We start from the raw sequence: 25,049 nt of genomic DNA, 5'->3' as shown, positions 1-25,049 counted from the left end.
AGCCGTTCGGCCATTCGGTGTTCGTCAGTCCGCGGCTTTCTCACCCAGAAGCAACCTGACGGCACGCTGCGTGCGTTTTATGCGGACTGTTCGTCCGCCCTTCGGACGAGAGGGAGGGGCGTGGGGGTGGCGGAGGCGTCGGTGAGTGGCTCGACGCTCGCCCGGAAGCCTTCGAGGGCGTCCAGTTCGCGGCGCCTTGCGGAGAGGAATCGCTGCAGGTGGGTGGTGGAGAGGTTGACGGCCTCGATGGCGGTGTCGGCGGCCCGGTTCGCCCGGCCCGCCTGCAGCCTGACCTGTTCGACGTCGTCGGCGAGGGCTCGTTCGGTGACCGCGAACATCGCGCTCGAGGCGATCACGGCGAATCCGGTCGGACCGCAGAGGAAGATCCGCCGGTCCAGCAGCCAGCGCAGCAGTTCGGGGTCGGTGTCGATGGCGGCGACGACGGCGCCGTCGTTGGGGACGAACATGATCGTGCCGTAGATCGCGTCGGCCCAGCGCTGGTAGCCCTTGCCCGCCAGTTCGGCGGCGCGCGAGCGGATGTTGCGGACGTGGACCCGCAGCGCGTCCTGGCGTTCCTGCGGATCGTCCGTTTCGACCGCTTCGGCCCAGCAGGCCATGGACATCTTCGAGTCGACCGGGACCATGCGGCCGCCGCCGACGTTCAGGACCATGTCCGGCCGCACCGCTCCGCCGCCCGCGACGTCGGTCTGGAGCGTGTAGTGGAGGTTCTCCCTCAGGCCCAGTGCGCGCGCCGTTTCGACGAGGACCTGTTCGCCGAGCTCGCCGCGGCCGCTGACGCTGGAGAACGCCACTTCGTACCGTTGCAGGGCTTGTTGCTGGGCGTCGTAGCGCGCGCGTTCGGCGCTGATGGCGTTGAGCGCCTCGTCGGTGCGGCGAACGCTGTCCTGGTACAGGCGCCAGACGAACACCAGCGCCCCGGCGCTGACGAGGGCCAGGACGAGCGAGGCGGTGATGATCACTGCGGTCACGGCACCGATGATGCTCCCTCAAAGATGTTGAACTCGATCGGGTGACACGCCGGGAACCCTCCCGAAGTTTTGTCGGACCTCGTCTCTACGGTTGGTCCCATGCGGATCCTGCACACCTCCGACTGGCACGTGGGGCGCACCTTCCACGGCCGCGACCTGCTCGTCGAGCAGGAGTCGGTGCTGAGCGGCCTCGCTGACCTGGTGTCTTCCGAGAAGGTCGACGTCGTGGTCATCTCCGGCGACCTCTACGACCGCGCGGTGCCGTCCGCCGACGCGGTGGCGTTGTGCGCGCGGGTGCTGATGCGGATCCGCGCGGCCGGTGCGCGGATCGTGATCACGCCCGGCAACCACGACTCGGCGGCGCGGATCGGGGTGTTCGGGGAGTTCGCCGCGGCGGGCGGGCTGCACCTGCGCACGCAGATCTCGTTGCTGGACAAGCCGGTCGAGCTGGAGGACGAGCACGGGCCGGTCGCGGTGTACGGGATTCCGTTCCTGGAGCCGGAGCCCGCGCGGCACGCGCTCGGGGTGGCCGACAAGGGGCACGCTCCCGTGCTGACCGAGGCGATGCGGCGGATCCGGGCCGATCTGGCCGGCCGGGAGGCGCGGTCGGTGGTGCTGGCGCACGCGTTCGTCACGGGCGGGGCGCCGTCGGAGTCGGAGCGGACCATCGCCGTGGGTGGCGTGCAGGACGTGTCGATGCAGGTGTTCTCGGGTGTCGACTACGTGGCTCTCGGGCATCTGCACGGGCCGCAGACCCTGGCCGAGAACCTGCGCTACTCGGGCAGTCCGCTGGCGTACTCGTTCTCCGAGGCGCGGCACCGCAAGTCGGTGTGGCTGGTGGAGCTGGACGCGGGCGGGCTCGTCGGCGTGGAACGGCGTGAGCTGCCGGTACCGCGTCAGCTGGCGACGGTGACGGGCACTCTCGCCGACGTGCTGGCCGATCCGGCGCACACGCCGCTGGAAGATCACTTCCTGTCCGTGGTGCTGACCGATCAGGTGCGGCCGATGGACGCGTTGCGGCAGCTGCAGCAGCGGTTCGAGCACGCGGTGCACGTGGAGTGGCGGCCGGAGCAGGGCCTGCAGCACAACATGACGTACGCGGAACGGGTGCGCGGACGCACGGACGAGGAAGTGGCCTGCTGCTTCGTGTCCGACGCCCGCGGGTCCGAGCCTTCCGAGGCGGAGATGTCGTTGCTGCGGGAGGCGTTCGCTTCGGTGGCGAGGGAGCAGGAGCAATGAGACTGCACCGCCTGGAGCTGACGGCTTTCGGGCCCTACCCGAAACCCGAGACCGTCGACTTCGACGAACTGGGCGCCGACGGCCTGTTCCTGCTGCACGGCGACACGGGCGCGGGCAAGACGACGCTGCTCGACGCGGTGGCCTTCGCGCTGTTCGGCCGTGTGCCGGGCGCGCGTGGCGACGTGAAGAAGCTCCGCTGCGAGTACGCCGATCCCGAGGTGCCGACGTCGGTGTCGCTGGAGCTGACGGTGCAGAGCCGCCGTTTTCGCATCGTGCGCTCACCGGAGTTCGACAGGCCGAAGAAACGCGGCGGCGGTTTCACCACGCAGCCCGCGAAGTGCTCGCTGACATGGCTCGAGGGCTGGGACGGCGAGGGCATCACCCGCATCGACGACGTGGCCCGCGCCGTCGAGGACATGCTGGGCATGTCGTACGAGCAGTTCTTCCAGGTCGTGCTGCTGCCGCAGGGAGAGTTCGCCCGCTTCCTGCGCTCCGACACCGCGGAACGCGAGGTGCTGCTCGAAAAGCTCTTCGGCACCGAGCGCTTCCTGGACGTGGAGAAGTGGTTCCGCGACAAGCGGGTGGTGGCCGGCCGCGTGCTGGAGGAACGCCGCCGCGGCGCCGTCGAGCTCATGCACCGCGTGGCGGAGGCCGCCTCCGAGGAACCGTCGTTCGAGCCGGGCTGGCTGGAGTCGGTGCTGGAGCGGCTTTCCCTCGCCGTCCGGGAGGCAGAGGCGCACTCGGTGGAGACGGCAGGCGTGGCCGACGGCGCCGACGCGCTGCTGGCCCAGGCCCGCGTGCAGGCCGACCAGATCCGGCGCGTCCGCGAGGCCCGCGACATGCTGGCCCGCGTGGAAGCCGCCGACTCGGCGTCGTGGTTCGCCGAGCGCGACGCCGCTCGCCGCGCGATCCCGGTCGTGCCGGCGTTCGGCGAGATCGCGAAGCTCCAGCAGTCCTACGAGTTCGCGGTCCGCGACGAGACTCGGGCTTCAGAAGCGTTGGCGCGCTTGGGTTACACCGGCTCCTCCTTGCGGGAGGACGCCGAGCGCTGCCGTGAGGAAGCGGGCGGCCTGGCCGAACTGGCCGCCGAGGCCGAACGTCAGAAGGCCGATGAGCGCAGGCTTTCCGAGCTCAAGCACGCCTCGTACCAGGTGGAGCGCCGCCTGCTGGCGCTGAACGCAGAACTGGAGGTGCTCCCGGAGCGCCTCGCTCAGTGCCGTGCCCAGCTCGACGCGGCCGCGGAAGCCTCAGCCCGCCTGGAGTCGCTGAAGACCCGTGCCGACGCGGCCGAGGCCCTGCCGGGTGCGACCAAGGCCCTGGAACGCACCAAGAACGAGCTGCACCAGGCGATCGACGTCCACCAGAAGGCCAAGGACGTCCTGCAGCAGGTCCGCCAGCAACGCCTCGAGAACATGGCCATCGAACTGGCTGCGGCCCTGAAGCGCGGCAAGCCCTGCGCCGTCTGCGGTTCCCCGAGCCACCCGGCTCCTGCCCAGCCGATGCTGGGCGGCGTCGGCGCGACCGACGAGGAAGACGCGGCCCGCGACGAACAGACCGCGCTCGACCGCCGCAACGAGGCCGAACGCGCCGCCCACGCCGCGGAGCTGCGCATCCAGGCCTGCTGGGAGGCCCTGGGTTCGGAGGAGCCCGCCGTCGCGTTGTCCGAGTACCGGGCGGCGTTGGAGCTGGCCCGCACGCGGTCGCAGCGGCAGAACGAGTTCGTCGGGCTGGAGGCCAAGACCCGCGATCTGGGCGCCGAGAAGGCGAAGGTCGAGCAGGACCTGGTCGGGCTGCGCACCGAGCACGCGTCGCTGGTCACCGTGGTCGAGGAACGCGGTGCGCGGCTGGACAAGGCACGCGGGGAGCACGAGGACGTGCTGACCCGCCGCGACCACCTGCTGCGGCTGGCCAAGGCGCTGGTGGAGCTGGCTGATCGGCGAGCGGCGCGTGACAGCGCCCTGGCCAGGGTCGAGGAGCAGCAGGCCTCCGTGGCCGCGTTGGCCGCGGAGGCGGGGTTCGCCGATGTCGACGAGGCCCTTGCCGCTGCTCGTCCCGCAGCCAAGTTGCAGGCGCTGGACGAGCGGATCGCCGCCTGGGAACGCGCTCGCACCACGGCCATGGCGACCTTGGAGGAGCTGGCGGAGGTCGATCCGGGTTCTGCGGTGGACCTGAACGAGGTCACCGCAGCGGCTTCTGCCGCGCGAACCGCTGCCTCGGAGGCCGCCACCCGGCTGGCTCGTGCCCGTGCGGCGTTCGAGCGGGTCGGTGAGCTGGCTGCCCGGTTGCGGGCCGAGTGGAAGTCGCTGGAGCCGCTGGAGGCTTCGTACGCGGAGCTCGACGCGCTCACCGATGTGATCAACGGGCGCGGGCAGAACTCCAAGAAGATGACGCTGCGGTCGTACGTGCTGGCCGCGCGGCTGGAAGAGGTCGCCGTCGCGGCTTCCGCCCGGCTGCACCGGATGAGTCAGGGGCGGTACAGCTTCGTGCACTCGGACTCGGCTGGGGCGCGGGGGACTCGCGGTGGGTTGAGCCTCGACGTGTTGGACGACTACTCGGGGCGGGCCCGGCCTGCCAAGACCCTGTCCGGTGGAGAGTCGTTCCTGGCTTCGTTGTCGCTGGCTCTCGGGCTGGCCGATGTCGTGGCCAACGAGACCGGCGGGGCGTTGCTGGACACGCTGTTCGTGGATGAAGGGTTCGGGACGCTCGACTCGGACACGTTGGACATCGTGATGAACACGTTGGACGAGTTGCGGGCTGGTGGGCGGGTTGTCGGGCTGGTGTCGCACGTGGAGGAGTTGCGGCAGCGGATTCCCACTCGGTTGAGGGTCCGGAAGGCTCGTACCGGGTCCACGCTCGAGGTTTCGCTGGGCTGAGGTGGGGCTGCGCGGGGCAGCTCGCGTTGGTGGGTTGCGATCACCCTGCCCGGCTCGGCGTCGCGCGGTTGAGGCCGGCGTGTGTGTCGCATGTGGACGAATTGGTGGGGCGGCTCTAACCTCGGCTCGTGCTGTCCCACGTGGAAGTCACCGCGCGCGTCACCGTCAGTCCGGCTGCCCACTTCGTGTGGTCGAACCGGGTGGAGTACTCCCATGATTGTTTTGTGTGCCGCCGGGTGGGGCGAACCTTTGCGCTGCAACACGGTGCGACTCAGGGTGTGTGCCACTCGTCCCGGCGGCAGCTGGAGTGGCAGGACGACCTGGATGACGCGGGGATGCATCCGGCGCCGATCAGGATCACCGGGTTCGACACCGCGTCGGATGGCGGGGTGGAGACGCTGCGATACCGGCTGTCGTTCTGGTGGTCGCCGTTCGCCGACCTCAAGCGGCCCGGCGAGCGGGGGAGCGAGCTGGGGGACAAGCCGTGGGTTCGCGTGTACTACCGCGTGGGGTGCCACACCTGCCGCGACTCCGGCGTGGACGACTGGGTCGGTGAGCAGAAGTCCTTGCAGAGCAACATGGTCTGGCCGGTCACCAGCTCGTGCGCGCGGTGCGGCACGGAGCTGGTGACCATGAGCGGGCCGCCGGAGATCAACCTCGTCGGTTAGGCCTCGTGGGCCAGCAGCCAGCGCTTCACGTCGAGGCCCCAGCGGAAGCCGCCGAGGTTGCCGCCGATGCGGATCACGCGGTGGCACGGGACGAAGAGGGCCGCTGAGTTTCGTGCGCAGGCCGAGGCCGCGGCACGGATGGCTGCCGGGCGGCCGGACATCTCGGCGTACTCGGAGTACGTGACCGGGGTGCCGGGGCGGACGGTGCGCAGGACGTCCCACGCGTGCTGGAGGAACGGGCCCGACTTCTGGCGGACCTCCACCGTGTCAATCGCCGTCAGGTCGCCCTCGTGGTAGGCGACCACGGCCTTGGTGACGTCGCCCAGGTCGGTGCGCGGGGTGACCGAGGACGGGGCCAGTGACGGGTGGATCTGGGGGGTCAGCAGGGCGATGTCGGCGGTCCAGCCGCTCGCCAGCACCGCTCCGTCCGGCGCGACGATCGCGGTGAACGGCCCCGCCGGGGTGTCCACAGTGGACGTGTGTGCGACGCTCATGATGTTGCAGCCTTCCTCGTCAGGTGTGCTCCGGCGTAGGAGCGCCACGGTCGCCAATCTGGGCCGTGGGAAGTCAGGTTTCGCAGGGCAGGGGGGAGCACCAGGACGTCCGGTGCGCCCACCACCCGCATGGCCACCTCGTCGGCGATCGACGGGCCGACCAACGGGGTCAGTTCTTCGGTCAGGTCCTCGAAGGAGCGGCCCACGTCCACCGCGAGTCTGCCGGTCGCCAGTGCCTCGGTCACGGGGTGGTCTGCGGCCGAGTAGAGGTGGGTGAGCGTGCCGTCCGGGACCTGCAGGGGCACGCCGGCGTAATGGGCCACCAGCCGCAGGAGGGTTTCGGCGCCGTCGACGCTGCCCGGGACGCGGATGCCTGGCGTTTCGCGGACGAGCGGGCCGATCACGGGGTCCTTGCCCAGGAACGAGTCGACGGCGACCGGGTCGGCGTCGAGGTCCAGCAGGCGGCGGACTCGGGAGACGGCCGCGCCCAGGTCGCGCATGTCGGCCAGGCGCAGCGAGCACAGGACGTGGTCGGCGGGAAACGTCAGGCGGACGGTGGCTTCGCCGTGGGGGAGCGACAGCGTTCGGGCGTAGGAGTCGGCGGTCACCTCCTCGACGCCGGGCAGGGCGTGGCGCCGGAAGTGGGCCAGCAGACCAGCCGCGTCGAACGGCTGGCGGTACGGGAGACGCAGGACGATCCGGCCCGGTGTGCCGACCGGAGCTTTGCCACGGCCGCGCATGTCGGACGGCGTCGAGGCGAAGACCATGCGGATGGTGTCGTTGAACTGGCGGACCGAGGCGAAGCCCGCGGCGAAGGCGATGTCGGCGAACGGGAGCTCGGTCGTCTCGATCAGCAGGCGGGCGGCGTGGGCGCGGTGGGCGCGGGCCAGCGCGAGTGGGCCGGCGCCCAGCTCGGCGGTCAGGACGCGGGTCAGGTGGCGTTCCGAGTAGCCCAGGCGGGAGGCGAGGCCCGTGACGCCGTCGCGTTCGACCACGCCGTCGCTGATCAGGCGCATCGCGCGGGCGGCCAGGTCGGCGCGCAGGTTCCACTCCGGTGAGCCCGGCACGGCGTCCGGCAGGCAGCGGCGGCAGGCGCGGAAGCCCGCGGACTGGGCGGCGGCCGCCGTCAGGAAGAACTGGCTGTTGCGGCGCTTCGGGGTCACTGCGGGGCACGACGGCCGGCAGTAGATGCCGGTCGTGCGGACCGCGTGGATGAAGCACCCGTCGAAGCGGGCGTCACGTGCGGCGCACACCCGGTACGCGTGCTCTTCGTCAATGACCATGCCAACGATCCTGCCAGCGGCAACGGGCAAAGGCTCGCGGGAATCGGACATGACCGTGGCCTGCCGTAGACTCGTCCCCCGTGAGTTTGACCCTCGGTATCGTCGGCCTGCCCAACGTCGGCAAGTCCACCCTGTTCAACGCGCTCACGCGCAACGACGTGCTCGCCGCGAACTACCCGTTCGCGACCATCGAGCCGAACGTCGGCGTCGTGCCGTTGCCGGACGCGCGCCTCACCAAGCTCGCCGAGATCTTCGGCTCCGAGCGCGAGGTGCCTGCCGTCGTGTCGTTCGTCGACATCGCGGGCATCGTCAAGGGCGCGTCGGAGGGCGAGGGCCTCGGCAACAAGTTCCTCGCCAACATCCGCGAGGCCAACGCGATCTGCCAGGTCATCCGCGTCTTCGACGACCCGGACGTCGTGCACGTCGACGGTCGCGTGGACCCGGCCTCCGACATGGAGACGATCAACACCGAGCTGATCCTCGCCGACCTCCAGACCCTGGAGAAGGCCATCCCGCGCCTCGAGAAGGAGGCGCGGATGCAGAAGGACCGCCGCCCCGCCCTCGAAGCGGCGCAGAAGGCCAAGGACATCCTCGACTCCGGCCGCACGCTGTTCTCCGCCCAGGCCGAGGTGGACCCCGCGCTGATCCGCGAGCTCTCCCTGCTCACCACGAAGCCGTTCCTCTACGTCTTCAACGCCGACGAGGGCGTGCTGGGCAACGAGACCCGCATGAAGGAGCTCCGCGAGCTCGTCGCCCCGGCAGACGCGGTGTTCCTCGACGCCAAGGTCGAGTCCGAGCTGCTGGAGCTGGACGAGGAGTCGGCCCGCGAGCTGCTGGAGTCCATCGGTCAGCACGAGCCGGGTCTGCACTCCCTGGCGCGCGCGGGTTTCCACACCCTCGGTCTGCAGACCTACCTGACCGCGGGCCCGAAGGAGGCGCGCGCGTGGACGATCCCGCAGGGCGCCACGGCCCCGCAGGCCGCGGGTGTCATCCACACGGACTTCGAGAAGGGCTTCATCAAGGCCGAAGTCGTGTCGTTCGAGGACCTGGTCGCGGCGGGCTCGAAGGCCGACGCGAAGGCGGCGGGCAAGGTCCGCATGGAGGGCAAGGACTACGTCATGGCCGACGGTGACGTGGTGGAGTTCCGCTTCAACGTCTGACATGTCGTGTTCATCCGTGCCGAGCTGCAGCTAGTGGGACGCGCTGTGCTCGTTCATCAGGCGGGAAGGGCGGCCGTGCACAGCGCGGTCGCGTTCGCCGCTGCCGGGTCCATGAAGTCCGGCAGCGGCCGCCCGTAGGCGACGGCGAGCGCCGGGATGCGGTCCACCGCCACGGTCCAGCCGTGCGCGGTCAGCCAGCCCGCCGGGTCGTCGACCGTCGCCACGAACTCCGCGCCCATGCTCCTGATCTTCTCCAGCGCGTCGACCACGGCCTCGCGGTCGTCGGCCGAGGCGTCCATGTGGTCGAACGCGAACCGGCTGCCGGGCGCGGACAGGCCGGAGATCGTGTCGAGCAGGCGCTTCTTGTCCGGCTCGCTCAGGTACTGGAGCAGGCCCTCCGCGACCCACGCCGTGGGCTGGTCCGCGGCGAACCCGGCGGCGGACAGCGCGGCGGTCCAGTCGTCGCGCAGGTCGACCGGCACGACGACGCGGGTGCAGGCCGCGGTGAGGTCGGCAGTGGCGATCACCCCGTCCTTGAAGGCGAGGAGTTCCGGCAGGTCCAGTTCGAACAGGCGGACGTCCGGCGCCCATGGCAGGCGGAACGCGCGGGCGTCCAGGCCGGCGGCGAGCACGACGACCTGACGAGCGGAGTCCACGAGGAAGTTGTCGTAGAAGCGCGTGCGGATCGCCATGAACTCCGCCGCGCCCGGTGGGGCCGATGGGATCTCCTGCTCGGCGGATGCCACGACGGCCGCTGCCAGTGGATCGTCGTGCAACCGGTCCGGTCGTGCGGCCTCCGTCGCGCGCATCGAGGCGACCCACAGCGCTGTCCTGCTCACTGCCTGCATGTGTTGAAGGCTGGCACCAGACTGCGTCTCGCGTCGAGCGCGTGTCTCAGGCCGCGCACCTAGACTCGTCCAGCGTGATCGTCGAGTATCGCGTGCTGGGGCCGTTGGAAGTGCTCGCCGACGGGGAGCCTGTCGCGGTCCCGGCGGGGCGCGGCCGCGTGCTGCTTGCCACGTTGTTGTTGCGTGCCAACGAGTTCGTGCCGGTCGACGAGCTGGTCGACCGGGTGTGGGACGGCGAGCCGCCTGCCGGTGACCGTGCCTACAAGACGTTGCAGATGACGGTGAGCAGACTGCGCCAGGCGCTCGGGGAGGCGAACTGCCTCCAGACGTCGTCGCGCGGTTACTCGGCAGCTGTTTCACCGGAACAACTCGACCTCACCCGCTTCCGGGCACTGACCGCTCGCGGTGACCACCGTGCCGCGCTGGAACTGTGGCGTGGCCCCGTGCTGGCGAACGTCGCGTCCGAGTCGCTGCACCGCGACGACGTGCCGCTGCTGGTGGAGGAGCACGTGGTCGCGCTGGAACGCCGCATCGACCAGGACCTCGGCCGGGACACCGACGTGCTGGTGCCGGAACTGCGAAGACTGGTGAACCAATATCCGTTGCGTGAGACGTTCTGGGCCTAGCTGATGCTCGCCCTGCACCGGTCCAACCAGCAGGCCGAGGCGCTCGCGGTCTACCAGGAGGTCCGTGACCATCTCGCCGACGAACTGGGCGTCGACCCCGGCCCGCGGCTGCGCGAGGCGCACGAACTCGTGCTCAGTGGCGAGGTGCCTGCCGTCTCGGTCCCCCGTCAGCTCCCTGCCGGGGTCCCGCACTTCGTCGGCCGCGAGCACGAACTGTCGCGGCTGACCGAGATGCTCGCCATCCGGCCCGGTGCACCGGTGCTCATCTCGGCCATCAACGGCATCGGCGGTGTGGGCAAGACCGCGCTCGCGCTGCAGTGGGCGCACCAGGTCGCCGACCGGTTCCCGGACGGTCAGCTCTACGTCGATCTGCGCGGTTTCGACACGCGGGCCGAACCGCTGGACCCGTTCACCGTGGCCCGCGACTTCCTGCTGGCATTGGGTGTCGCCGCGAAGGACGTTCCGGCGTCCGAGGAGGCGCTGACAGCGGCTTACCGGTCGGCGCTGGCCCAGCGGCAGGTGTTGCTGGTGCTCGACAACGCCCGGGACGTCGAGCAGGTCCGGCCGCTGCTGCCCGGCGGCTCCGCCAACCTGGTGCTGATCACCAGCCGCAACCACCTGCGCGGGCTCGTCGCGCGCGAGGGTGCTCAACCGGTCGCCCTGGACGTCCTCGGTGAGCAGGCCGCGGTGCATCTGCTCACCGAGCGGATCGGCGCGGCACAGGTCGTCGCCGAGCCGGACGCGGTCTCCCGCCTGATCGAGAGGTGTGCGGGACTGCCGTTGGCGCTGGGCATCGTCGCCGCACGCGCAGCCTGCGGGGACCGCTCACGGCACTGGCGGACGAACTGGAGCAGGAACGGCTCGACGGGTTCGACATCGATGACCCGACGACCGGTCTTCGTGCGGTCTTCTCGTGGTCGCTCCGGGCGGTCAGCGAGCAGGCCGCCAAGGTGTTCTTGCTGCTCGGCCTGCACCCCGGCCCGGACTTCAGCGTCGCCGCCGCGGCAGGCCTCGCCGGACTGCCGGTCGGACAGGTTCGGCGGGCGCTCGGGGAGCTCGTCGCGAGCAGCCTCGTCCACACAGGTGCGAACGGCAGGTTCGGACTGCACGACCTGCTGCGCGAGTTCGCGGCCGACTGCGCCGCCGAGCTGCCGGAAGAACAGCGGTCCGCGGCGCGGCAGCGGATGTTCGACCACTACCTCCACACCACCTGGTCGGCCTGCAGGAATGTCGAGGGCAGCGGCATCCGCTGGCCCGGCCTGCCGCGGCCGGCGGAGTTCGTGGTGGTGGAGCCGGTCGCGAACGTGGAGGCCGCTTTCGACTGGTACGACGCCGAACACCACGTGTTGCTGGGCGTGTTCAGGCAGATGGAGGAGACCGGGGCGGACGACGTCCTGTGGACCTTTGCCTACTCCGTGCACATGTACCTGTTGCGCAGACGGCATCTCGACGAAGCGGTCGACGTCGAGACGCGTGGGCTCGCTGCCGCGCGACGCGACGGCAGCGTCTTCGGGCAATCGCGCCTCAACCGCTCGCTGGCAGCCGTTCATCTCGCGAAACGGGACTTCGCCCAGGCGGAGTCCTACCTGGCCGAAGCTCTGCGCTGTGACGAGGAGCTCGACGACGTGAGCGGGCAGTTGAACGACGCTCGCGGGCTGGCCTACATGTGCGAACTGCAGGGGAGGGCCGTGGACGGCCTGGCGATCCTGCACCGGGTGCATCCCCTCAGCGAACGTCTGGAGAGCAAGTTCGAGAAAGCAGCTTCCTGGCCTCGTACGGCAGAGCGAACCACCTGGCGGGCGAGAGCGAACGCGCGATCGAACTCTGTCTTGAGGCACACGCGCTCTTCGTCGAGCTGGCCCACACCGGCTCCATCGCCGCCAGCACGGCCTACGAGACTCTGGGCGACGTCTACGTGAAGCTCGGCAGGTATGCGGAGGCGGCCGGGCACCTGAAGACGTCCATCCGGATGTTGCGGCACACCCGGGACACGTACACGCTCGCCGCGGTTCTGGTGCGGCTGGCGAAGGTCCACATGGCGACCGGGGAACGCGAAACCGCTCGGGACCTGCTCGGGGAGGCGCTGGTCAGCTACGAGAAGCAACGCCCGGAGGAGGCGGACGAGGTGCGCGGACTGCTCAGTTCACTCGATTAGGTTTGTACCGACGTCTGTGGGGTAGCCAAGAGCAGGATTCCCCACCTGGAGGTGTCATGATCGTTCTCGGTCTGATCCTGCTCGTCGTCGGATGGCTGGCCGGTATCAGCATTCTGACGACCATCGGAGTGGTGCTTCTGGTGATCGGCGCCATCCTCGCCGTCCTCGGCGCTGTGGGCAAGCCGGTCGGCGGTCGTGCGCACTACTTCTGACGCACAAGCGTCCTCTTTCCACTCGGAAAGATGAAAGGGAGAACCTCCACAATGGAGGTTCTCCCTTTCGCTTGTCTGGCAAGTGTTTCAGACGTTGCCCTTGGTGCGAGCGGCAGCGGCGAACACTCCGAACGCGACCCCCAGCATGGCCAGAGCGGCGACAGCGGCAACTACAAGATCAACAGACATGATCAGCAAAACTCCCTCTAGCGATCTCTCCCGTTCAGATGACGCTCGGGTACCCCCGGAAGTTGCCTCGGGTAACGTTTTCGGGGTGAAACTCCGTGCTGTGGAAGCGCGTGTGCTCTCCGTAGCACCGTGGCTGCTCGCGTTGTCGGTCGTCGGGCACCTGCTGATGGTCGCCTTCCAGGCGAAGATGACCATGATCGACCTGCTGGTCTACCGCAACGGGTCGCCGCACCTGTTCAAGGGCGACCTGTACGAGTGGCGGCTCGAGCAGTACGCGGACGTGTTCCCGCTGCCGTTCACCTACCCGCCGTTCGCGGCCGCGATCTTCACGCCGATGAGCTGGGTGCCGTGGGAAGCGTCACGGTGGATCTGGCAGCTCATCTGCCTCGGCTGCCTGTACTACATCGTGCGCACGAGCTTGAAGCTGCTGAACCTGCACGACCCGCGCCGCGTGATGCTGTGGACCGCGCTGACGCTGTGGATCGAGCCGGTGCGCACGACGCTGAACTACGGCCAGATCAACCTGGTCCTGGTGGCGATCCTGATCGGAACGCTGGCCAGTGCGCGCAACTGGGTCGCCGGCGCCGGTGTGGGTTTCGCCGCGGGCATCAAGCTGACGCCCGCGATCTCCGGGCTCTACTTCCTCATTCAGCGCCGATGGATGGCCGCTGTCTGGTCCTTCGTGGCGTTCGTCGCGGTGTACGGCATCGGCTGGGCCGTCTCGCCCTCGCAGTCCGACAAGTTTTGGTTCCAGCTGCTCGGTGACGCGAGCCGCGTGGGACCGGTCGGCAGCGCGATCAACCAGTCGCTGCGCGGTGCGCTGAGCCGGACGATCGGCGACGACGTCGGGACCGGGAAGCTGTACATCCTCGGCGTGCTCGTCGCCGCCGCGCTGACGTGGTTCGCCGTCAGCAAGACCAAGGACGCGCTGGCGTTGATCGTCAGCGTGCAGATGCTCGGCCTGCTGGTCTCGCCGATCTCGTGGAGCCACCACTGGGTGTGGATGGTGCCCGCCCTCCTGTGGCTGATCTACGAGGGCGAACACCTCCTGTGCAAGATCGCCGCCGGCCTGTGGGTGCTGCTGACCGGCGGCTACCTCATCTCGTTCCTGCTGATCGCCCAGCCGAACATCTGGGACTTCTCGCGTCCCTGGTACTTCATGCTGCTCGGCTGGGGCTACCCGGCGGCCGGGATGCTCACGCTCGTCGCGATCGGCCTAGCAGCCCGGCGTAAGAGGAACGAGCTGCTGCCCGGCGAGGAGGAAGCTGCCGACGGCGAACCCAGCCGAGTCTCCGGCTGAGGCGGGCTTCCAGGAGTTGCGGGCCGCCGTCCAGCCGAGCAGGCCGTCGGCGTCCACCGCGGTCAGGAGCGCCTGCCAGCCCTTCCGCACGAGGGGCAGGTAGGTGTCCCGGTCGAGCACGCCCGTGTTGACGCCGGCGGCGAACGCGTAAGTGATCATCGCGGTGGCCGCCGAGTCCTTGCCGGTGGCGCCCCAGAAGCCGTCGTGGCGCTGCAGGTACCGCAACGTCTGCGCGCTCTTGCGCAGCGTCCTGGCGTAGTCGGCCCGGTACGGGCTGTCCGCCGGCAGCGCCAGGATCGCCTTGGCGAGACCCTGCACGGCCCAGCCGTTGGTCTGCACGTTCCGGCTCCACAGGCCCGTGACCTCGTTGAACGTCCTCTTCTTGAGGCTGCGGTAGGACCGGTACGAGTAGTCGAGCATGTCCTGGTCGAGGTCGCGTACGGCGACCTGGGTGAACGACGGCAGCGACATGGTCAGCGCGTCCGGCGACTTCCAGAAGTCGGTCCTGCCGGTCTTCACCTGGGCGCGCAGGTTGTCCCGCAGCGGCTGGAGCACCTCCGGCTCCGGGTGGAAGAACGAGACCGCCAGGTAGGCCTCACCGCTCGCCTGCGGGTCCGGGGCGTACGGGTTCGCCGGGTCGATCGGCAGCAGGAACTTGTTCGCCCGGACCCACGGCCACGTCTTGTGGTTGCTGATCCCGGTCGTCCTGACCTGCGCGATGTTGCCGACGTGGAAGTTCGCGTTGGACCAGTTGTTCGCCGTGAGGCCGGTGCCCCTGGTGACCCAGGCCTGACTGGCCTTGATCATCACGTCCGTCACGGCACAGGGCACGGCCTGAGCGGCCGCGGGAGCGATCAGAAGACTGCCGGCCAGTGCCACGACGAAAAGTGGTGTGCGCAACCGCATGAGGGTGTTCCCTCTCATATCCGCGGGCGGCGGCAGCGCACATCTTGACCGAATCAGGCCAACGCGTCCAGGACTCCGTCGATTTCCTCGGCGAGAGACACGTCCAGCGCGGTGATTCCTCCCTTGTAATGAGTGCTCAGGCGGAATGTCAGGGTCTTGTAGCGGATGTCGATGTCGGGGTGGTGGTTGTCGTTCTCCGCGATCTCGGCGATCCGGTTCACGACCATGATCGTCTGCGCGAAGCTCTCCAGCTCCACGGTGCGCACCAGTGCCGCGTCCTGGGCGGCCCAGTCGGGCAGTTTGGGCAGCACGTCGTTCAGCTGATCGTCGCTCAACAGCTCGGCCATGTCCTGATCGTCCCACCACGTCACGTAAGCTGCGCGTTTGCCACGGGAGTCCGGTGAAGCGCCGGGCTGAGAGGAGGGCTCGCAAGCCCTCGACCGTCCACCTGATCCGGGTCATACCGGCGTAGGGAGAGATTTGGATGAGAAGGATTTTTGCTGTTCTCGCCGCGTTGGCGCTGACCGGTTGTTCGGCCGGTACTTCGACCGCGCCGCAAACGCACGAGGTCACTTTGGTGACGCACGACTCGTTCGTGGTGAAGGAAGGCCTCTTCGACGAGTTCCAGAAGGCCACCGGGATCACCGTGAAGCAGATCGCGAGCGGTGACGCGGGTGAGCTCACGAACAAGCTGGTGCTCACCAAGTCCAACCCGATCGGCGACGTCGCGTTCGGCGTCGACTCGACCTTCGCGTCACGGGCGCTGTCGGAGGGCGTGTTCGCCGAGTACGCCTCGCCGGAGGCCACGAAGGGCGCCCAGCGGTACAAGGTCGACGACACCGGGCGCCTCCACGCCGTCGACGTCGGCGACGTGTGCCTGAACATCGACCCGGCCAAGCTCGGCGGGGTTGAACCGGCCTCGTACGAGGACCTGACCGACCCGAAGTTCAAGGACAAGCTGGTCGTGGAGAACCCGGCCACGTCCTCACCCGGTCTCGCGTTCCTGCTCGGCACGATCGCGAAGTTCGGCGAGAACGGCTGGCAGGAGTACTGGACCAAGCTCAAGGCCAACGGCGTCAAGGTCGTGAGCGGCTGGGAAGAGGCCTACAACCAGGAGTTCTCCGCCACCAAGGGCGACCGGCCGATCGTCGTCTCGTACGCGTCGTCGCCGTCGGCCGAGGGCGGGAAGACCAAGGCCGTGCTCGGCACCTGCTACCGGCAGGTCGAGTACGCGGGCGTGCTGGCGGGGGCCAAGAACTCCGCGGACGCGCAGAAGGTGCTGGACTTCCTGCTGGGTGAGAAGTTCCAGGCGCAGGTCGCCGAGCAGATGTACGTCTACCCGTCGCGTGAGGGTGTCGCGCTGCCCGAGTCGTGGGCCAAGGACGCGCCGCTGCCGCCGAACCCGCAGACGCTGCCCGCGGACAAGGTCAAGGACAACCGCGAAGCCTGGGTCGAGCAGTGGCGCAAGCTCGTGCAGGGCTGAGCAGGACCCGGCTCTTCGGGGCGCGTTCTGGCTGGTCGGCGGCGGCTCTGCTGCCGCTGGCCTTCCTGGCGCTGTTCTTCGCCTGGCCGGTGCTCGCGATCGTCACCCTGGGTCTGGACGAGGGCGGCGTGCTCAAGGCGCTGTTCTCCGCCGAGACCTGGGAGCTGGTCGCGTTCACGCTCGGCCAGGCATTCGCGTCGACGGTGGTGGCGATCATCGCCGGGCTGCCGGTGGCGTTCGTGCTGGCGCGGTGCCGGATTCGCGGGCTCGGGCTGGTGCGTGCGGCCGTGATGGTGCCGTTCGTCCTGCCGACCGTGGTGGTGGGACTGGCGTTCCGCACGTTCTGGCCCGACGGCGGGGTGCTGCCGATCGTGCTGGCCAACGCGTTCTTCAACGTCGCCGTGGTCGCGCGGACCGTTGGCGGGCTGTGGGCGCACACCGATCGGCGGGCCGAGGACGCGGCTCGGGCTCTCGGGGCTTCCCGGCCGCGGGCGTTCCTGTCGGTCGTGCTGCCGGCGCTGGCTCCCGCGATCGGGTCCGCGGCTGCCGTGGTGTTTCTCTTCTGCGCCACCAGTTTCGGTGTGGTGCTGGTGCTGGGCGGGTCGCGGTACCGGACGCTGGAGACCGAGATCTACCTGCGGACCGTCGAGCTGTTCGACCTGTCCGGGGCGGCCGCGCTGTCGGCGCTGCAGTTCGCGGCGGTGCTGGCGGTGCTGGTGCTGGGTGCGCTGGCCCGGCGGCGGCGGGAGACCGCGTTGTCGTTGCGCGACAGGGAAGAGCTGGCGCGGCGGCCGTCCGGGGGTGAGTGGTACGTCGTCGCCGGGGCCGGTCTGGTCGTGGTGGCGTTGCTGGCGCCGGTGGTCGGGCTGGTGACGCGGTCGCTGTCGACTCGGGACGGCTGGAGCTTCGCCGGGTATGCCGCGCTCGCCACCCGTGGAGATCGCGGGACGCTGGCGGTGACCGGGTTCGACGCGGCCCTGAACTCGGTGCGGACGGCGTTCGACGCGACCGTGGTGGCGCTGGTGGTCGGAGTGTTCTCGGCCGTGGTGCTGGTCGGGCTGCGGCGGTCCGGTGGCCGGATCGCCGAGGTGCTGGACACCGCGCTGATGCTGCCCCTCGGCGTGTCCGCGGTGACGGTCGGGTTCGGCTACCTGGTGACGATGGACGCGTTGCCGGGGGACTTCCGCACTTCGCCGCTGCTGGTGCCGCTGGCGCAGGCGCTGGTGGTGACGCCGTTGATCGTGCGGATGGTCCTGCCGGTGTTGCGGGCCGTGGACGAACGGCTGAGGCAGGCGGCGGCTACGTTGGGGGCCTCGCCGCTGCGCGTGTGGCGTGAGGTGGACCTGCCGCTGGTGGGGCGGTCGCTGGTGGCGGCGGCAGGGTTCGGGTACGTGGTGGCGCTGGGTGAGTTCGGGGCGACGAGCTTCCTGGCCCGGCCGGACGCACCGACGTTGCCGGTGGTGATCGCGCGGCTGATGTCGCGGCCGGGGGAGTTGAACAGCCAGATGGCCTACGCGGCGTGTGCGCTGCTGATGGTCGTCACGGTCGGGTGCGTGCTGCTGATCGAACGGTTGCGCGTGCCGAGCAGCGGGGAGTTCTGATGGCGCTGGAACTTGACTCGATCACCGTCCGATATGGACAGACGGTCGCCGTGTCGGACGTGTCGCTTTCGGTGGCGGACGGCGAGGTCGTGGCGTTGCTCGGGCCGTCGGGGTGCGGGAAGTCGACGCTGCTGCGCACGATCGCCGGGCTGGAGAAGCCTTCCTCCGGCTCCGTCCGCTGGGACTCGGCGGACCTGGCAGGGGTGCCGGTGCACCGGCGCGAGTTCGGGCTGGTCTTCCAGGACGGGCAGCTGTTCCCGCACCGGTCGGTGGCCGGGAACGTGGCTTTCGGACTGCGGATGCAGAAGGTCGAGCGCGAGTCGCGCGACAAGCGGGTGCTGTCGCTGCTGGAGCTCGTCGGGCTCGAGGGTTACGCGGATCGGCGCGTGACGCAGCTTTCCGGCGGTGAGCAGCAACGGGTGGCGCTGGCGCGGGCACTGGCCCCCTCACCGCGGTTGCTGCTGCTGGACGAGCCGTTGTCGGCGCTGGACCGGGCGTTGCGAGAGCAGCTCGCGGTCGACCTGGCGCGGTTGCTGCGAGAGGCCGCCACGACGGCTTTGGTCGTGACGCACGACCACGACGAGGCGTTCACGCTGGCCGACCGGGTGGCGATCATGTCGCGCGGCAGGATCGTCCAGGTCGGGCCGCCGGCCGAGGTGTGGTCGTCGCCGGTCGACGTGGAGACCGCGAAGTTCCTGGGGTGCAACAAGTTCGTGCCCGGTTCGTTCGTGGGGCTTTCGGTTGGACGGGTTGGGCTGCGGGCCACGGCGTTGCGCGTTGATCCGGCGGGGCCGCTCGAGGGCACTGTGCTGGAGCGGGTGCATCGGCGGGACCACGTGCGGCTGCTGGTGGAGATCGATGGCGAGGAGTACGAGGCCGTTGGCCCGATGACCGAGGTCGGGGACCGGGTTCGGCTCGAAATTGACTTGGACGGCGTTGCTCGAATCGGTTAGCTGGAAGTACTATGGGACATCTTGAAGGACGAGTAGCCCTCGTCACCGGAGTGAGCAGGCGGCAGGGCATCGGGTACGCGACCGCGCGGCGGCTGGCCGGGCTGGGCGCTGATCTGTTCGTGCAGCACCACGTGGCGCACGACGCCGAGCAGCCGTGGGGTGCGGACTCGATCGAGGACGTGATCGCCGGCATCGGTGGTCGGGTGGAGCACCTCGGGCTCGATCTTGCTCTGCCGGACGCGCCGGAGCAGTTGATGGCGGCTGCGGTCAAGGCTTACGGGCGCGTTGACGTGCTGGTGTGCAACCACGCGAGCAGTGGGCCTGACGGAGGGCTCGGTGAGCTGAGCGCGGCCAAGATCGACGCGCTCTACGCGGTGAACACCCGGTCGTCGGTTCTGCTGACGCAAGCGTTTGCCGAACAGCACGACGGCGCGAAGGGCGGCCGGGTCGTGTTCATGACGTCCGGGCAGAACCTCGGACCGATGCCAGGTCAGATCGCCTATGCCGCGGCGAAGGGTGCGTTGGTGGGCATCATGCCGACGTTGTCCCACCAGCTGATCAGGCAGGGGATCACCGTCAACGCCGTGAACCCCGGCCCGACCGACACCGGTTATGCGACAGAGGAGACACATGAGTGGGTGCGGGAGCGGATGCCGCTCGGCCGCTGGGGCCAGCCGGACGACGCCGCGCGGCTGGTCTCCTGGCTCTGCACCGACGACGCCGAGTGGATCACCGGTCAGGTGATCAACAGCGAGGGCGGGTTCCGGTAGCTCTGAGGTTGATGAGGGGAGCTTTCCCCGACGTCAGGTTGAGGAAAGCTCCCCTCATCAACTTCTAGCTGTCCTTCGTGATCAGGCGCATCGCGGCGAGGCCCGTGCCGATCAGCAGGTAGCAGCCAGCGAGCAGCGTGCTGTCCCAGATCTGGTTCAGCGGCATCGGGTCTCGCATCACGTCGACCAGGCCGGGGAAGCCCGTCGTGATCAGGAACGGGTGCAGCCAGTCGAGCGACGGGAACTGCCCCAGCACCTGGAACACGATGATCGTCGTCATCGTCGCCGCCTGCACCACCAGCGGGTGCTCGGTGGTCGAGCTGACGGCGAGGGCGACCGCGCCGATCGACACCATCTGGAACGTCACCAGCACGATGAAGAAGGCGATGCGCAGCAGGCCTTCTCCGGTGCTCAGCGTGGTGCCGGACAGCGTCATCATGCCGTTCATGCCGAGGAACGCGGTGCCGGCGATGATGCCCACGACCGCCATCAGCGTGACGGCGAAGAGCGACATCGCGGTGAGCCCGAAGAGCTTCACGAACAGCAGCCGCACCCGTGACACCGGGGCGACGAGCAGTCCGCGCAACGTGCCGTGCTGCGCCTCGCCCGCGAGACCGTCCGCCGCCCAGATCGACGCCACCAGCGGCAGCAGCAGGTTGAGCGACAGGAACAGGGTGAAGATCGGCACGACCATGCCGTTGCCCTGGATGATCGCGCCGAGACCCGGCCCGCCGCCGCCGTCCTCACCGGCGGTCCAGATGCCGAAGCTGATGATGATCGGCACCAGGACGAGCCCGAACAGGCCGATGAGGGTCCGCGGCCTGCGCAGCATCCAGCGCACCTCGGAACCGAACTGACGCGTGATCATCGCGGTCCCCCGTCCAGCGTGTCCACAGCGGACATTCCGCGCTCGGCCTCCTCGGCCTCGGTGAGCCGCGCGAACAGCTCCTCAAGGCCGGTCTTCCACCGCGTCGCCTCGTAGACCCCGACGCCGGCCTTCACCAGCGTTTCGATCACCTGCGGTGCCGACGTCCCTGCGAGTTCGACCCGCAGGCCCTCGCCGAGCGGCCGTGCGGAGATCTTCGCCTGCCGAAGTGCGCTGAGCGCGGTCTCGACGTCCGGGGTGATGACCTGGAGCGCCGAGCCGCCCGCCTGTAGCAGCTCGGTCAGTTCACCTTGCGCCACAACGGTTCCGCGGTGGAGCACCGCGACGTGCGTGCAGGTGGCCTCGACCTCGCTCAGCAGGTGGCTGGAGACCAGCACCGTGCTGCCCTGGTCGTGCAGCTCCGCGATGATCTTGCGGATCTCCCGCGTGCCCGCAGGGTCGAGACCGTTGGTCGGCTCGTCGAGCACGACCAGCTTGCGCGGCACGAGCAACGCCGCGGCCAGGCCGAGGCGTTGCTTCATGCCGAGCGAGTACCCGCGGTACCTGCGGTGTGCGGCCTGGGCGAGCCCGACGCGTTCGAGCGCGTCCTCGACGGCGTGCTTGATGTCGCGCTTCTCGAGGAGCGGCTCGAACGCGGCACACCTGATGAGGTTCTCCCGCCCCGACAGGAACGGGTGGAACCCGGGACCCTCGACCAGCGCGCCAACGTGCGGCAGCGCCTGCTCGGCACCGTCCGGCAACGACCGGCCCAGCAGCTCGATCTCCCCCTGTGTCGGCCGCACCAACCCGAGCAGCATCCGGATCGTGGTCGTCTTGCCCGACCCGTTGGGGCCGAGCATGCCGAGCACGGCCCCTTCCGGCAGCTCGAGGTCGACGCGGTCGACGGCGACCGTGCTCCCGTACTCCTTGCGCAGACCCCTGGTCCGCGCAGCGACAGCCTGTTGCGTTGGTGCTGTCACCGGCGCGCTGGTCGAGGTGGTCACTTCACCTGTCCGATCGTGTCGGACAGCACCTGCTCGGGAACGGCACCCGCGACCACCCGGCCGTCGTCCGCGATCAGGATCGTGGCGACCTTCGTGGTGAACAGGTTGCCGGAGCCCCAGCTGCCGCTGACCTTCTTCGTGAACCTGTCGACCAGGCCCTGGGCCTCGGCCGGCACCTGGGTCATGGCCTCAGCGGGAATCCTCGCGCCGATCACCGAGTCCCAGCCGGTGCCGAAGATCTGCGGGTCCTTGCCGTGCAGGGCCGCTTCCAGGCCTGCTTCCGGCAGCTTCTCGCGCGACTCGGCTTCCTTGGCCTCCGGCGTGGTCACCTTGGCGTTGGCCGGCGGGGTGAACTCGAACAGCTTCGGATCCTGCGGGCCCACGTTGATCTGCGTGAAGCCGACCGTGCCCGCCGGTTCCGCGGTGCCGTTCGTCAGCACGGCCACGCGCAGGGGCATCTTCAGCTCGGAGTCCACGGCGATCCTGACCTCGCGGATCAGGGTCTTCTCGGTGGGCTTCGGGGTCAGGACCAGTTCGTAGGCTGCGCGGTTGGCGACCCGTGCGGTGCCGTCGACGCTGATCTCGCTGAACTCCTTGGTCATGGTGACGATCTCCTTGGCCGCGGTGGCCGGGTCGATCGCCTTCTGCTCTGCGGAGTTCTTGTCCTGGTCCTTGTTCTCGGGCTTGGGGTCGGCCTTGTGTTCGGACTTCGTGACCTCGTTGGTCTGGGAGTTCCAGGACCAGGTGGTTTTGCCGTCGTCCACGATGGTCTGCTCGGACTGGCCGTTCGGGAGGGCCAGCCGGAGCTTGCCCGTGCCGTCGGTCCAGATCCTGCCGCTGTGCTTGCCGTCGGCCAGCTGCGGGATTTCTGCGATTGCCGGGAGGCCCAGCTTGTTGTCGACCTCCACTGTGCCGCCGAACGCGCCCGGCTTGACGGTCATGACCTGTTCTACCAGGGCTTCCGGGGCGATATCGGGTAGAGATGGTGGCTGGCCTGCGCCTGCTGGCATGGCTAGCAGGCTCAGGCCTGCTGCACCGGTGAGCACTCCGGCCGTTGCTACGGCCAGGGTCACCTTTCGCTTGTTCATCCTGTCCCCTCCTCCAAGGGCTTGTAGGTCTAGCTTGGGGGCGGGTTGCTGAGATGATGCTGAGACTAGTTCTACCTGGGGTTTTGTGCTCGGTTTTGGGTGCGCGCGGGGTGCGTGGGTCGTCACCCGGGTTGCGTTGGCGGGTTCCGGTTCGTTGTTCATAGGTGGCCGGATTGCTCTGTCATGTGCCGGTTGCGAGGGTTTCCCGGGGCTCCGCCCCAGACCCCGCCAATGGACCTACCCCAGCAGCGGCGCGTTGCTAAAAGCAGCTCAGCTCCGCCGTCGCCTTTGCTCGCCTGCGGCTTCGCGAGAGAGGGGTGGTTGCTGAGAGTCGGCTGAGATCTTGCGGGCGGGACGAGGCTCGGAGCGGCATGCTGTGCGGTGTGAAGCCTCGAGTGCTGGTCGTGGACGACGAAGTCGGCGTGCGCCGGGCGTTGGAGCGTGGGCTGGCGGCTGAAGGTATGGAGGTCGTTACGGCCTCTGATGGGCCCACTGCGTTGAGGGTGGCGTTGACCGGGGCTTTTGACGTCGTGTTGCTGGACATCATGTTGCCTGGGCTGTCGGGGTACCGGGTGTTGCAGCGGATGCGGGCAGATGGGGTGCGGACACCCGTGTTGATGGTGTCGGCCAAGGACGGGGAGATCGACCAGGCTGACGGGCTGGATCTCGGGGCCGATGGGTATCTCGTGAAGCCGTTCAGCTTTGTGGTGCTGGTGGCTCAGGTTCGGGCGCTGTTGCGGCGTGGGGGTGGGGCTCGGCGGAAGCTGACGCTGGGGGAGCTCGTCATTGATCGGGGGCTCAGGGAAGTCAGTTGGGCTGGGACGGATGTTTCGTTGAGTCCTCGGGAGTACGCGGTGCTGGACGTGCTGGCGTCGCGCGCCGGGTCGGTGGTCACCAAGGACGAGTTGTTGCGGGCTGTTTGGGGGGACGAGCAGGCTGCTACGCGGAATGCGGTTGAGGTGTATGTCGGGTACCTCAGGCGCAAGCTGGAGGCTGTGGGAGCTGGGGAGGTTGTGCGGACCGTACGGGGGCACGGGTACATCGCGTCCACTCCGGACCTCGACAGTGCGTTGGGGAACAAGTGAGTCCTCGCCGCTGGTGGTTGCGGCGCACGTTGCGCTTCCGGATCACCGTGGTGGCCACCGGGGTGGCCTTGTTGTGTTTGCTGGCGTTCACCGGGCTGGCGCCTGCCCTGATCGGGCTCATCCAGATCACGGCGGTGGACCAGGAGCTGGCCAAGGCCGAGCCTCGGTTGCTGGACGTGTCCGGGGTGCCGGTGGACGGAGGGCCGCCGCTTCCGTTGACGGCTCAGGACATTCGGATGTTGAAGTCCGGGGAACCCGTGCTGCGGCTCGAAGGGGAGTCGGCGCAGCGGTGGCGGGGGCGGGTGGTGTTCGGAGGGGACGGGACGCCTCGGCTCGAGGTGTTCGGGAGCACCTTGCTGGGGTACGAGAAGGCCAACACGCTGGGGACTCGGTGGCTGGCTGTGGCGGCGGTCCTGGTGGCCGGGCTGGTGGGGATTGCCACGTGGTTGGCGGTGCGGTCGTCGTTGCGGCCGGTGGAGCGGATGCGGGTGGCGGCTGGGGAGCTGCCGCACGGGGAGCGGTTGCCGGTGCCGCCTTCCCGGGACGAGCTGCAGGCGTTGGCCGAGGCGCTCAACGCGTTGCTGGCCCGGCGGGATGAGGCTTCGGATCGGTTGCGGCGGTTCACGGGGGATGCGGCGCACGAGTTGAGGTCGCCGGTGGCTTCTGTGCGGGCGCAGGCCGAGGTTGCGGTGGCGCATCCGGATCCTGACTTCTCGATCGAGGTGCTGGAGTCGGTGGTCGAGGAGTCGATCCGGCTCAGTGCGCTGGTGGACTCGCTGTTGATCCTGGCTCGGGCGGACACGGGGGCGCCGCCTCGGGCTGAGGCCGTGGACCTGGTGCTGGAGGCCGAGGCGGCCATCGGGCGGCTCGACACCGAGTTGCTGGTGCGGTTGAACGCGCCGCCGTCGGCCTGTCTGGTCAGGGCCAGCCGGTCCGAGGTCGAGCTGGTGCTGGACAACCTGATGCGGAACGCGGCTCGGTATGCGTACTCGACGATCACCGTGACGCTGGCGCCGGTGGGGCGGGACGTGCGGCTGCTGGTGGACGACGACGGGCACGGGATTCCCGTTGAGCATCGGGCCAAGGTGTTCGACCGGTTCTACCGGGTTGAGGAGGACCGTGGACGGCGGTCGGGTGGATTTGGCCTCGGGCTGGCGCTGGTGGCGCATCTGGTGCAGCGGCGGGACGGGTCGGTCCGGGCCGCTGAGTCACCTGCTGGTGGTGCGCGTTTGGAGATTCGCTGGCCGTCCTGGTAGGC

At 69.2% G+C, this 25,049-nt stretch carries 23 protein-coding genes and 1 pseudogene; 15 read left to right on the top strand and 9 right to left on the bottom strand.

Going from position 1 to position 25,049, the window contains the following annotated elements:
- Nucleotides 1–77 precede the first annotated feature (77 nt).
- The gene (locus tag ABFX45_RS08600; RefSeq protein ID WP_109632309.1) at nucleotides 78–989 is read right to left on the bottom strand and encodes a DNA recombination protein RmuC; all 912 of its coding nucleotides are present in this window, start codon (nucleotides 987–989) and stop codon (nucleotides 78–80) included.
- A gap of 99 nt (nucleotides 990–1,088) precedes the next feature.
- On the opposite strand from ABFX45_RS08600, the gene ABFX45_RS08595 reads away from it, so the two are divergent.
- The 3 genes from ABFX45_RS08595 (at nucleotide 1,089) to ABFX45_RS08585 (ending at nucleotide 5,769) form a co-directional block, all read left to right on the top strand.
- Complete coding sequence (locus tag ABFX45_RS08595; RefSeq protein WP_109632311.1) at nucleotides 1,089–2,228, top strand: exonuclease SbcCD subunit D; 1,140 nt, start codon at nucleotides 1,089–1,091, stop codon at nucleotides 2,226–2,228.
- Nucleotides 2,225–5,101, top strand: coding sequence for an AAA family ATPase (locus ABFX45_RS08590; protein ID WP_346128831.1), 2,877 nt, complete (start codon nucleotides 2,225–2,227; stop codon nucleotides 5,099–5,101). The genes ABFX45_RS08595 and ABFX45_RS08590 overlap by 4 nt, the downstream gene beginning before the upstream one ends.
- 278 nt (nucleotides 5,102–5,379) lie before the next feature.
- Complete coding sequence (locus tag ABFX45_RS08585; RefSeq protein ID WP_112228811.1) at nucleotides 5,380–5,769, top strand: hypothetical protein; 390 nt, start codon at nucleotides 5,380–5,382, stop codon at nucleotides 5,767–5,769.
- Here ABFX45_RS08585 and ABFX45_RS08580 read toward each other — a convergent pair.
- Complete coding sequence (locus ABFX45_RS08580; protein WP_109632317.1) at nucleotides 5,766–6,263, bottom strand: methylated-DNA--[protein]-cysteine S-methyltransferase; 498 nt, start codon at nucleotides 6,261–6,263, stop codon at nucleotides 5,766–5,768. The genes ABFX45_RS08585 and ABFX45_RS08580 overlap by 4 nt on opposite strands.
- Entirely contained in the window at nucleotides 6,260–7,546 is a 1,287-nt protein-coding gene (locus tag ABFX45_RS08575; protein ID WP_346128828.1) for a bifunctional transcriptional activator/DNA repair enzyme AdaA, read from the bottom strand. Before ABFX45_RS08575 ends, ABFX45_RS08580 begins: the two co-directional genes overlap by 4 nt.
- 80 nt (nucleotides 7,547–7,626) lie before the next feature.
- On the opposite strand from ABFX45_RS08575, the gene ychF reads away from it, so the two are divergent.
- Nucleotides 7,627–8,706, top strand: coding sequence for a redox-regulated ATPase YchF (ychF, locus tag ABFX45_RS08570; RefSeq protein WP_109632321.1), 1,080 nt, complete (start codon nucleotides 7,627–7,629; stop codon nucleotides 8,704–8,706).
- 56 nt (nucleotides 8,707–8,762) lie between these two features.
- On the opposite strand, the gene ABFX45_RS08565 is transcribed toward ychF, so the two are convergent.
- Nucleotides 8,763–9,554: an SAM-dependent methyltransferase gene (locus ABFX45_RS08565; RefSeq protein ID WP_346128825.1), complete on the bottom strand. Its 792-nt coding sequence runs from the start codon at nucleotides 9,552–9,554 to the stop codon at nucleotides 8,763–8,765.
- Between ABFX45_RS08565 and ABFX45_RS46840 the strand changes: the two are divergent.
- The 5 genes and pseudogenes from ABFX45_RS46840 to ABFX45_RS08540 form a co-directional block, all read left to right on the top strand.
- Nucleotides 9,446–10,879, top strand: a pseudogene (locus ABFX45_RS46840) (AfsR/SARP family transcriptional regulator); the annotation flags it as partial. The gene ABFX45_RS08565 and the pseudogene ABFX45_RS46840 sit on opposite strands and share 109 nt — an antisense overlap.
- A 65-nt stretch (nucleotides 10,880–10,944) precedes the next feature.
- Complete coding sequence (locus tag ABFX45_RS46835) at nucleotides 10,945–12,099, top strand: hypothetical protein (RefSeq protein ID WP_346129122.1); 1,155 nt, start codon at nucleotides 10,945–10,947, stop codon at nucleotides 12,097–12,099.
- Nucleotides 11,997–12,335, top strand: a complete 339-nt coding sequence (locus ABFX45_RS08550) for a tetratricopeptide repeat protein (RefSeq protein WP_346129110.1) — start codon at nucleotides 11,997–11,999, stop codon at nucleotides 12,333–12,335. The genes ABFX45_RS46835 and ABFX45_RS08550 overlap by 103 nt, the downstream gene beginning before the upstream one ends.
- A 56-nt stretch (nucleotides 12,336–12,391) precedes the next feature.
- Nucleotides 12,392–12,547, top strand: a complete 156-nt coding sequence (locus ABFX45_RS08545; RefSeq protein WP_086662791.1) for a DUF6131 family protein — start codon at nucleotides 12,392–12,394, stop codon at nucleotides 12,545–12,547.
- 274 nt (nucleotides 12,548–12,821) lie between these two features.
- Nucleotides 12,822–14,036 carry a mannosyltransferase gene (locus tag ABFX45_RS08540; RefSeq protein WP_346128822.1) on the top strand — a complete coding sequence of 405 codons (1,215 nt, stop codon included), beginning with the start codon at nucleotides 12,822–12,824 and terminating at the stop codon, nucleotides 14,034–14,036.
- Here ABFX45_RS08540 and ABFX45_RS08535 read toward each other — a convergent pair.
- Together ABFX45_RS08535 and ABFX45_RS08530 are read right to left on the bottom strand one after the other, a co-directional pair.
- On the bottom strand, nucleotides 13,953–14,936 hold the full coding sequence (locus ABFX45_RS08535) for a glycoside hydrolase family 88 protein (protein WP_346128820.1): 984 nt from the start codon (nucleotides 14,934–14,936) through the stop codon (nucleotides 13,953–13,955). The genes ABFX45_RS08540 and ABFX45_RS08535 overlap by 84 nt on opposite strands.
- A gap of 59 nt (nucleotides 14,937–14,995) precedes the next feature.
- A complete protein-coding gene (locus ABFX45_RS08530; protein WP_109633225.1) occupies nucleotides 14,996–15,289 on the bottom strand; it encodes a 4a-hydroxytetrahydrobiopterin dehydratase in 294 nt (97 codons plus the stop codon).
- A 137-nt stretch (nucleotides 15,290–15,426) separates the two neighbouring features.
- Here ABFX45_RS08530 and ABFX45_RS08525 point away from each other — a divergent pair, with 137 nt between their 5' ends.
- The 4 genes from ABFX45_RS08525 to ABFX45_RS08510 are packed head-to-tail and all read left to right on the top strand — an operon-like array spanning nucleotide 15,427 to nucleotide 19,749.
- Entirely contained in the window at nucleotides 15,427–16,425 is a 999-nt protein-coding gene (locus tag ABFX45_RS08525) for a thiamine ABC transporter substrate-binding protein (RefSeq protein ID WP_109632335.1), read from the top strand.
- Nucleotides 16,401–18,026, top strand: a complete 1,626-nt coding sequence (locus ABFX45_RS08520) for an ABC transporter permease (RefSeq protein ID WP_428834107.1) — start codon at nucleotides 16,401–16,403, stop codon at nucleotides 18,024–18,026. The genes ABFX45_RS08525 and ABFX45_RS08520 overlap by 25 nt, the downstream gene beginning before the upstream one ends.
- A complete protein-coding gene (locus ABFX45_RS08515; RefSeq protein ID WP_109632337.1) occupies nucleotides 18,026–18,979 on the top strand; it encodes an ABC transporter ATP-binding protein in 954 nt (317 codons plus the stop codon). The genes ABFX45_RS08520 and ABFX45_RS08515 overlap by 1 nt, the downstream gene beginning before the upstream one ends.
- An 11-nt stretch (nucleotides 18,980–18,990) precedes the next feature.
- Nucleotides 18,991–19,749: an SDR family oxidoreductase gene (locus tag ABFX45_RS08510; protein ID WP_109632340.1), complete on the top strand. Its 759-nt coding sequence runs from the start codon at nucleotides 18,991–18,993 to the stop codon at nucleotides 19,747–19,749.
- Nucleotides 19,750–19,813: 64 nt separating this feature from the next.
- Here the strand turns inward: ABFX45_RS08510 and ABFX45_RS08505 are convergent, their stop codons facing one another.
- From ABFX45_RS08505 to ABFX45_RS08495, 3 genes are read right to left on the bottom strand one after another with little or no spacing between them, the layout of a single operon-like run.
- Nucleotides 19,814–20,617 carry an ABC transporter permease gene (locus tag ABFX45_RS08505; protein WP_109632342.1) on the bottom strand — a complete coding sequence of 268 codons (804 nt, stop codon included), beginning with the start codon at nucleotides 20,615–20,617 and terminating at the stop codon, nucleotides 19,814–19,816.
- Nucleotides 20,614–21,618 (bottom strand): ABC transporter ATP-binding protein, encoded by a 1,005-nt coding sequence (locus tag ABFX45_RS08500; protein WP_109632344.1) that lies wholly within the window; start codon nucleotides 21,616–21,618, stop codon nucleotides 20,614–20,616. The genes ABFX45_RS08505 and ABFX45_RS08500 overlap by 4 nt, the downstream gene beginning before the upstream one ends.
- Entirely contained in the window at nucleotides 21,615–22,706 is a 1,092-nt protein-coding gene (locus ABFX45_RS08495) for a LolA family protein (RefSeq protein WP_346128816.1), read from the bottom strand. Before ABFX45_RS08495 ends, ABFX45_RS08500 begins: the two co-directional genes overlap by 4 nt.
- Nucleotides 22,707–23,077: 371 nt before the next feature.
- On the opposite strand from ABFX45_RS08495, the gene ABFX45_RS08490 reads away from it, so the two are divergent.
- Together ABFX45_RS08490 and ABFX45_RS08485 are read left to right on the top strand one after the other, a co-directional pair.
- On the top strand, nucleotides 23,078–23,791 hold the full coding sequence (locus tag ABFX45_RS08490; protein WP_170154752.1) for a response regulator transcription factor: 714 nt from the start codon (nucleotides 23,078–23,080) through the stop codon (nucleotides 23,789–23,791).
- The gene (locus ABFX45_RS08485; RefSeq protein ID WP_109632351.1) at nucleotides 23,788–25,047 is read left to right on the top strand and encodes a sensor histidine kinase; all 1,260 of its coding nucleotides are present in this window, start codon (nucleotides 23,788–23,790) and stop codon (nucleotides 25,045–25,047) included. Before ABFX45_RS08490 ends, ABFX45_RS08485 begins: the two co-directional genes overlap by 4 nt.
- The last annotated feature ends 2 nt before the right edge of the window (nucleotides 25,048–25,049 follow it).

Origin of the sequence: Lentzea roselyniae (genome assembly GCF_039537795.1) — a bacterium.
In the GTDB taxonomy this organism is placed as follows: domain Bacteria; phylum Actinomycetota; class Actinomycetes; order Mycobacteriales; family Pseudonocardiaceae; genus Lentzea; species Lentzea atacamensis.
This window is presented reverse-complemented; position numbering and strand designations above follow the sequence as displayed.

Excerpts from the sequence above, each read along its gene's own strand:
- ABFX45_RS08595 (WP_109632311.1), top strand. The coding sequence starts at position 1,089 with ATGCGGATCCTGCACACCTCCGACTGGCACGTGGGGCGCACCTTCCAC.
- ABFX45_RS08590 (WP_346128831.1), top strand. The coding sequence starts at position 2,225 with ATGAGACTGCACCGCCTGGAGCTGACGGCTTTCGGGCCCTACCCGAAA.
- ABFX45_RS08580 (WP_109632317.1), bottom strand. The coding sequence starts at position 6,263 with ATGAGCGTCGCACACACGTCCACTGTGGACACCCCGGCGGGGCCGTTC.
- ABFX45_RS08575 (WP_346128828.1), bottom strand. The coding sequence starts at position 7,546 with ATGGTCATTGACGAAGAGCACGCGTACCGGGTGTGCGCCGCACGTGAC.
- ABFX45_RS08565 (WP_346128825.1), bottom strand. The coding sequence starts at position 9,554 with ATGCAGGCAGTGAGCAGGACAGCGCTGTGGGTCGCCTCGATGCGCGCG.
- ABFX45_RS08545 (WP_086662791.1), top strand. The coding sequence starts at position 12,392 with ATGATCGTTCTCGGTCTGATCCTGCTCGTCGTCGGATGGCTGGCCGGT.
- ABFX45_RS08530 (WP_109633225.1), bottom strand. The coding sequence starts at position 15,289 with ATGGCCGAGCTGTTGAGCGACGATCAGCTGAACGACGTGCTGCCCAAA.
- ABFX45_RS08525 (WP_109632335.1), top strand. The coding sequence starts at position 15,427 with ATGAGAAGGATTTTTGCTGTTCTCGCCGCGTTGGCGCTGACCGGTTGT.
- ABFX45_RS08515 (WP_109632337.1), top strand. The coding sequence starts at position 18,026 with ATGGCGCTGGAACTTGACTCGATCACCGTCCGATATGGACAGACGGTC.
- ABFX45_RS08510 (WP_109632340.1), top strand. The coding sequence starts at position 18,991 with ATGGGACATCTTGAAGGACGAGTAGCCCTCGTCACCGGAGTGAGCAGG.
- ABFX45_RS08505 (WP_109632342.1), bottom strand. The coding sequence starts at position 20,617 with ATGATCACGCGTCAGTTCGGTTCCGAGGTGCGCTGGATGCTGCGCAGG.
- ABFX45_RS08495 (WP_346128816.1), bottom strand. The coding sequence starts at position 22,706 with ATGAACAAGCGAAAGGTGACCCTGGCCGTAGCAACGGCCGGAGTGCTC.
- ABFX45_RS08490 (WP_170154752.1), top strand. The coding sequence starts at position 23,078 with ATGCTGTGCGGTGTGAAGCCTCGAGTGCTGGTCGTGGACGACGAAGTC.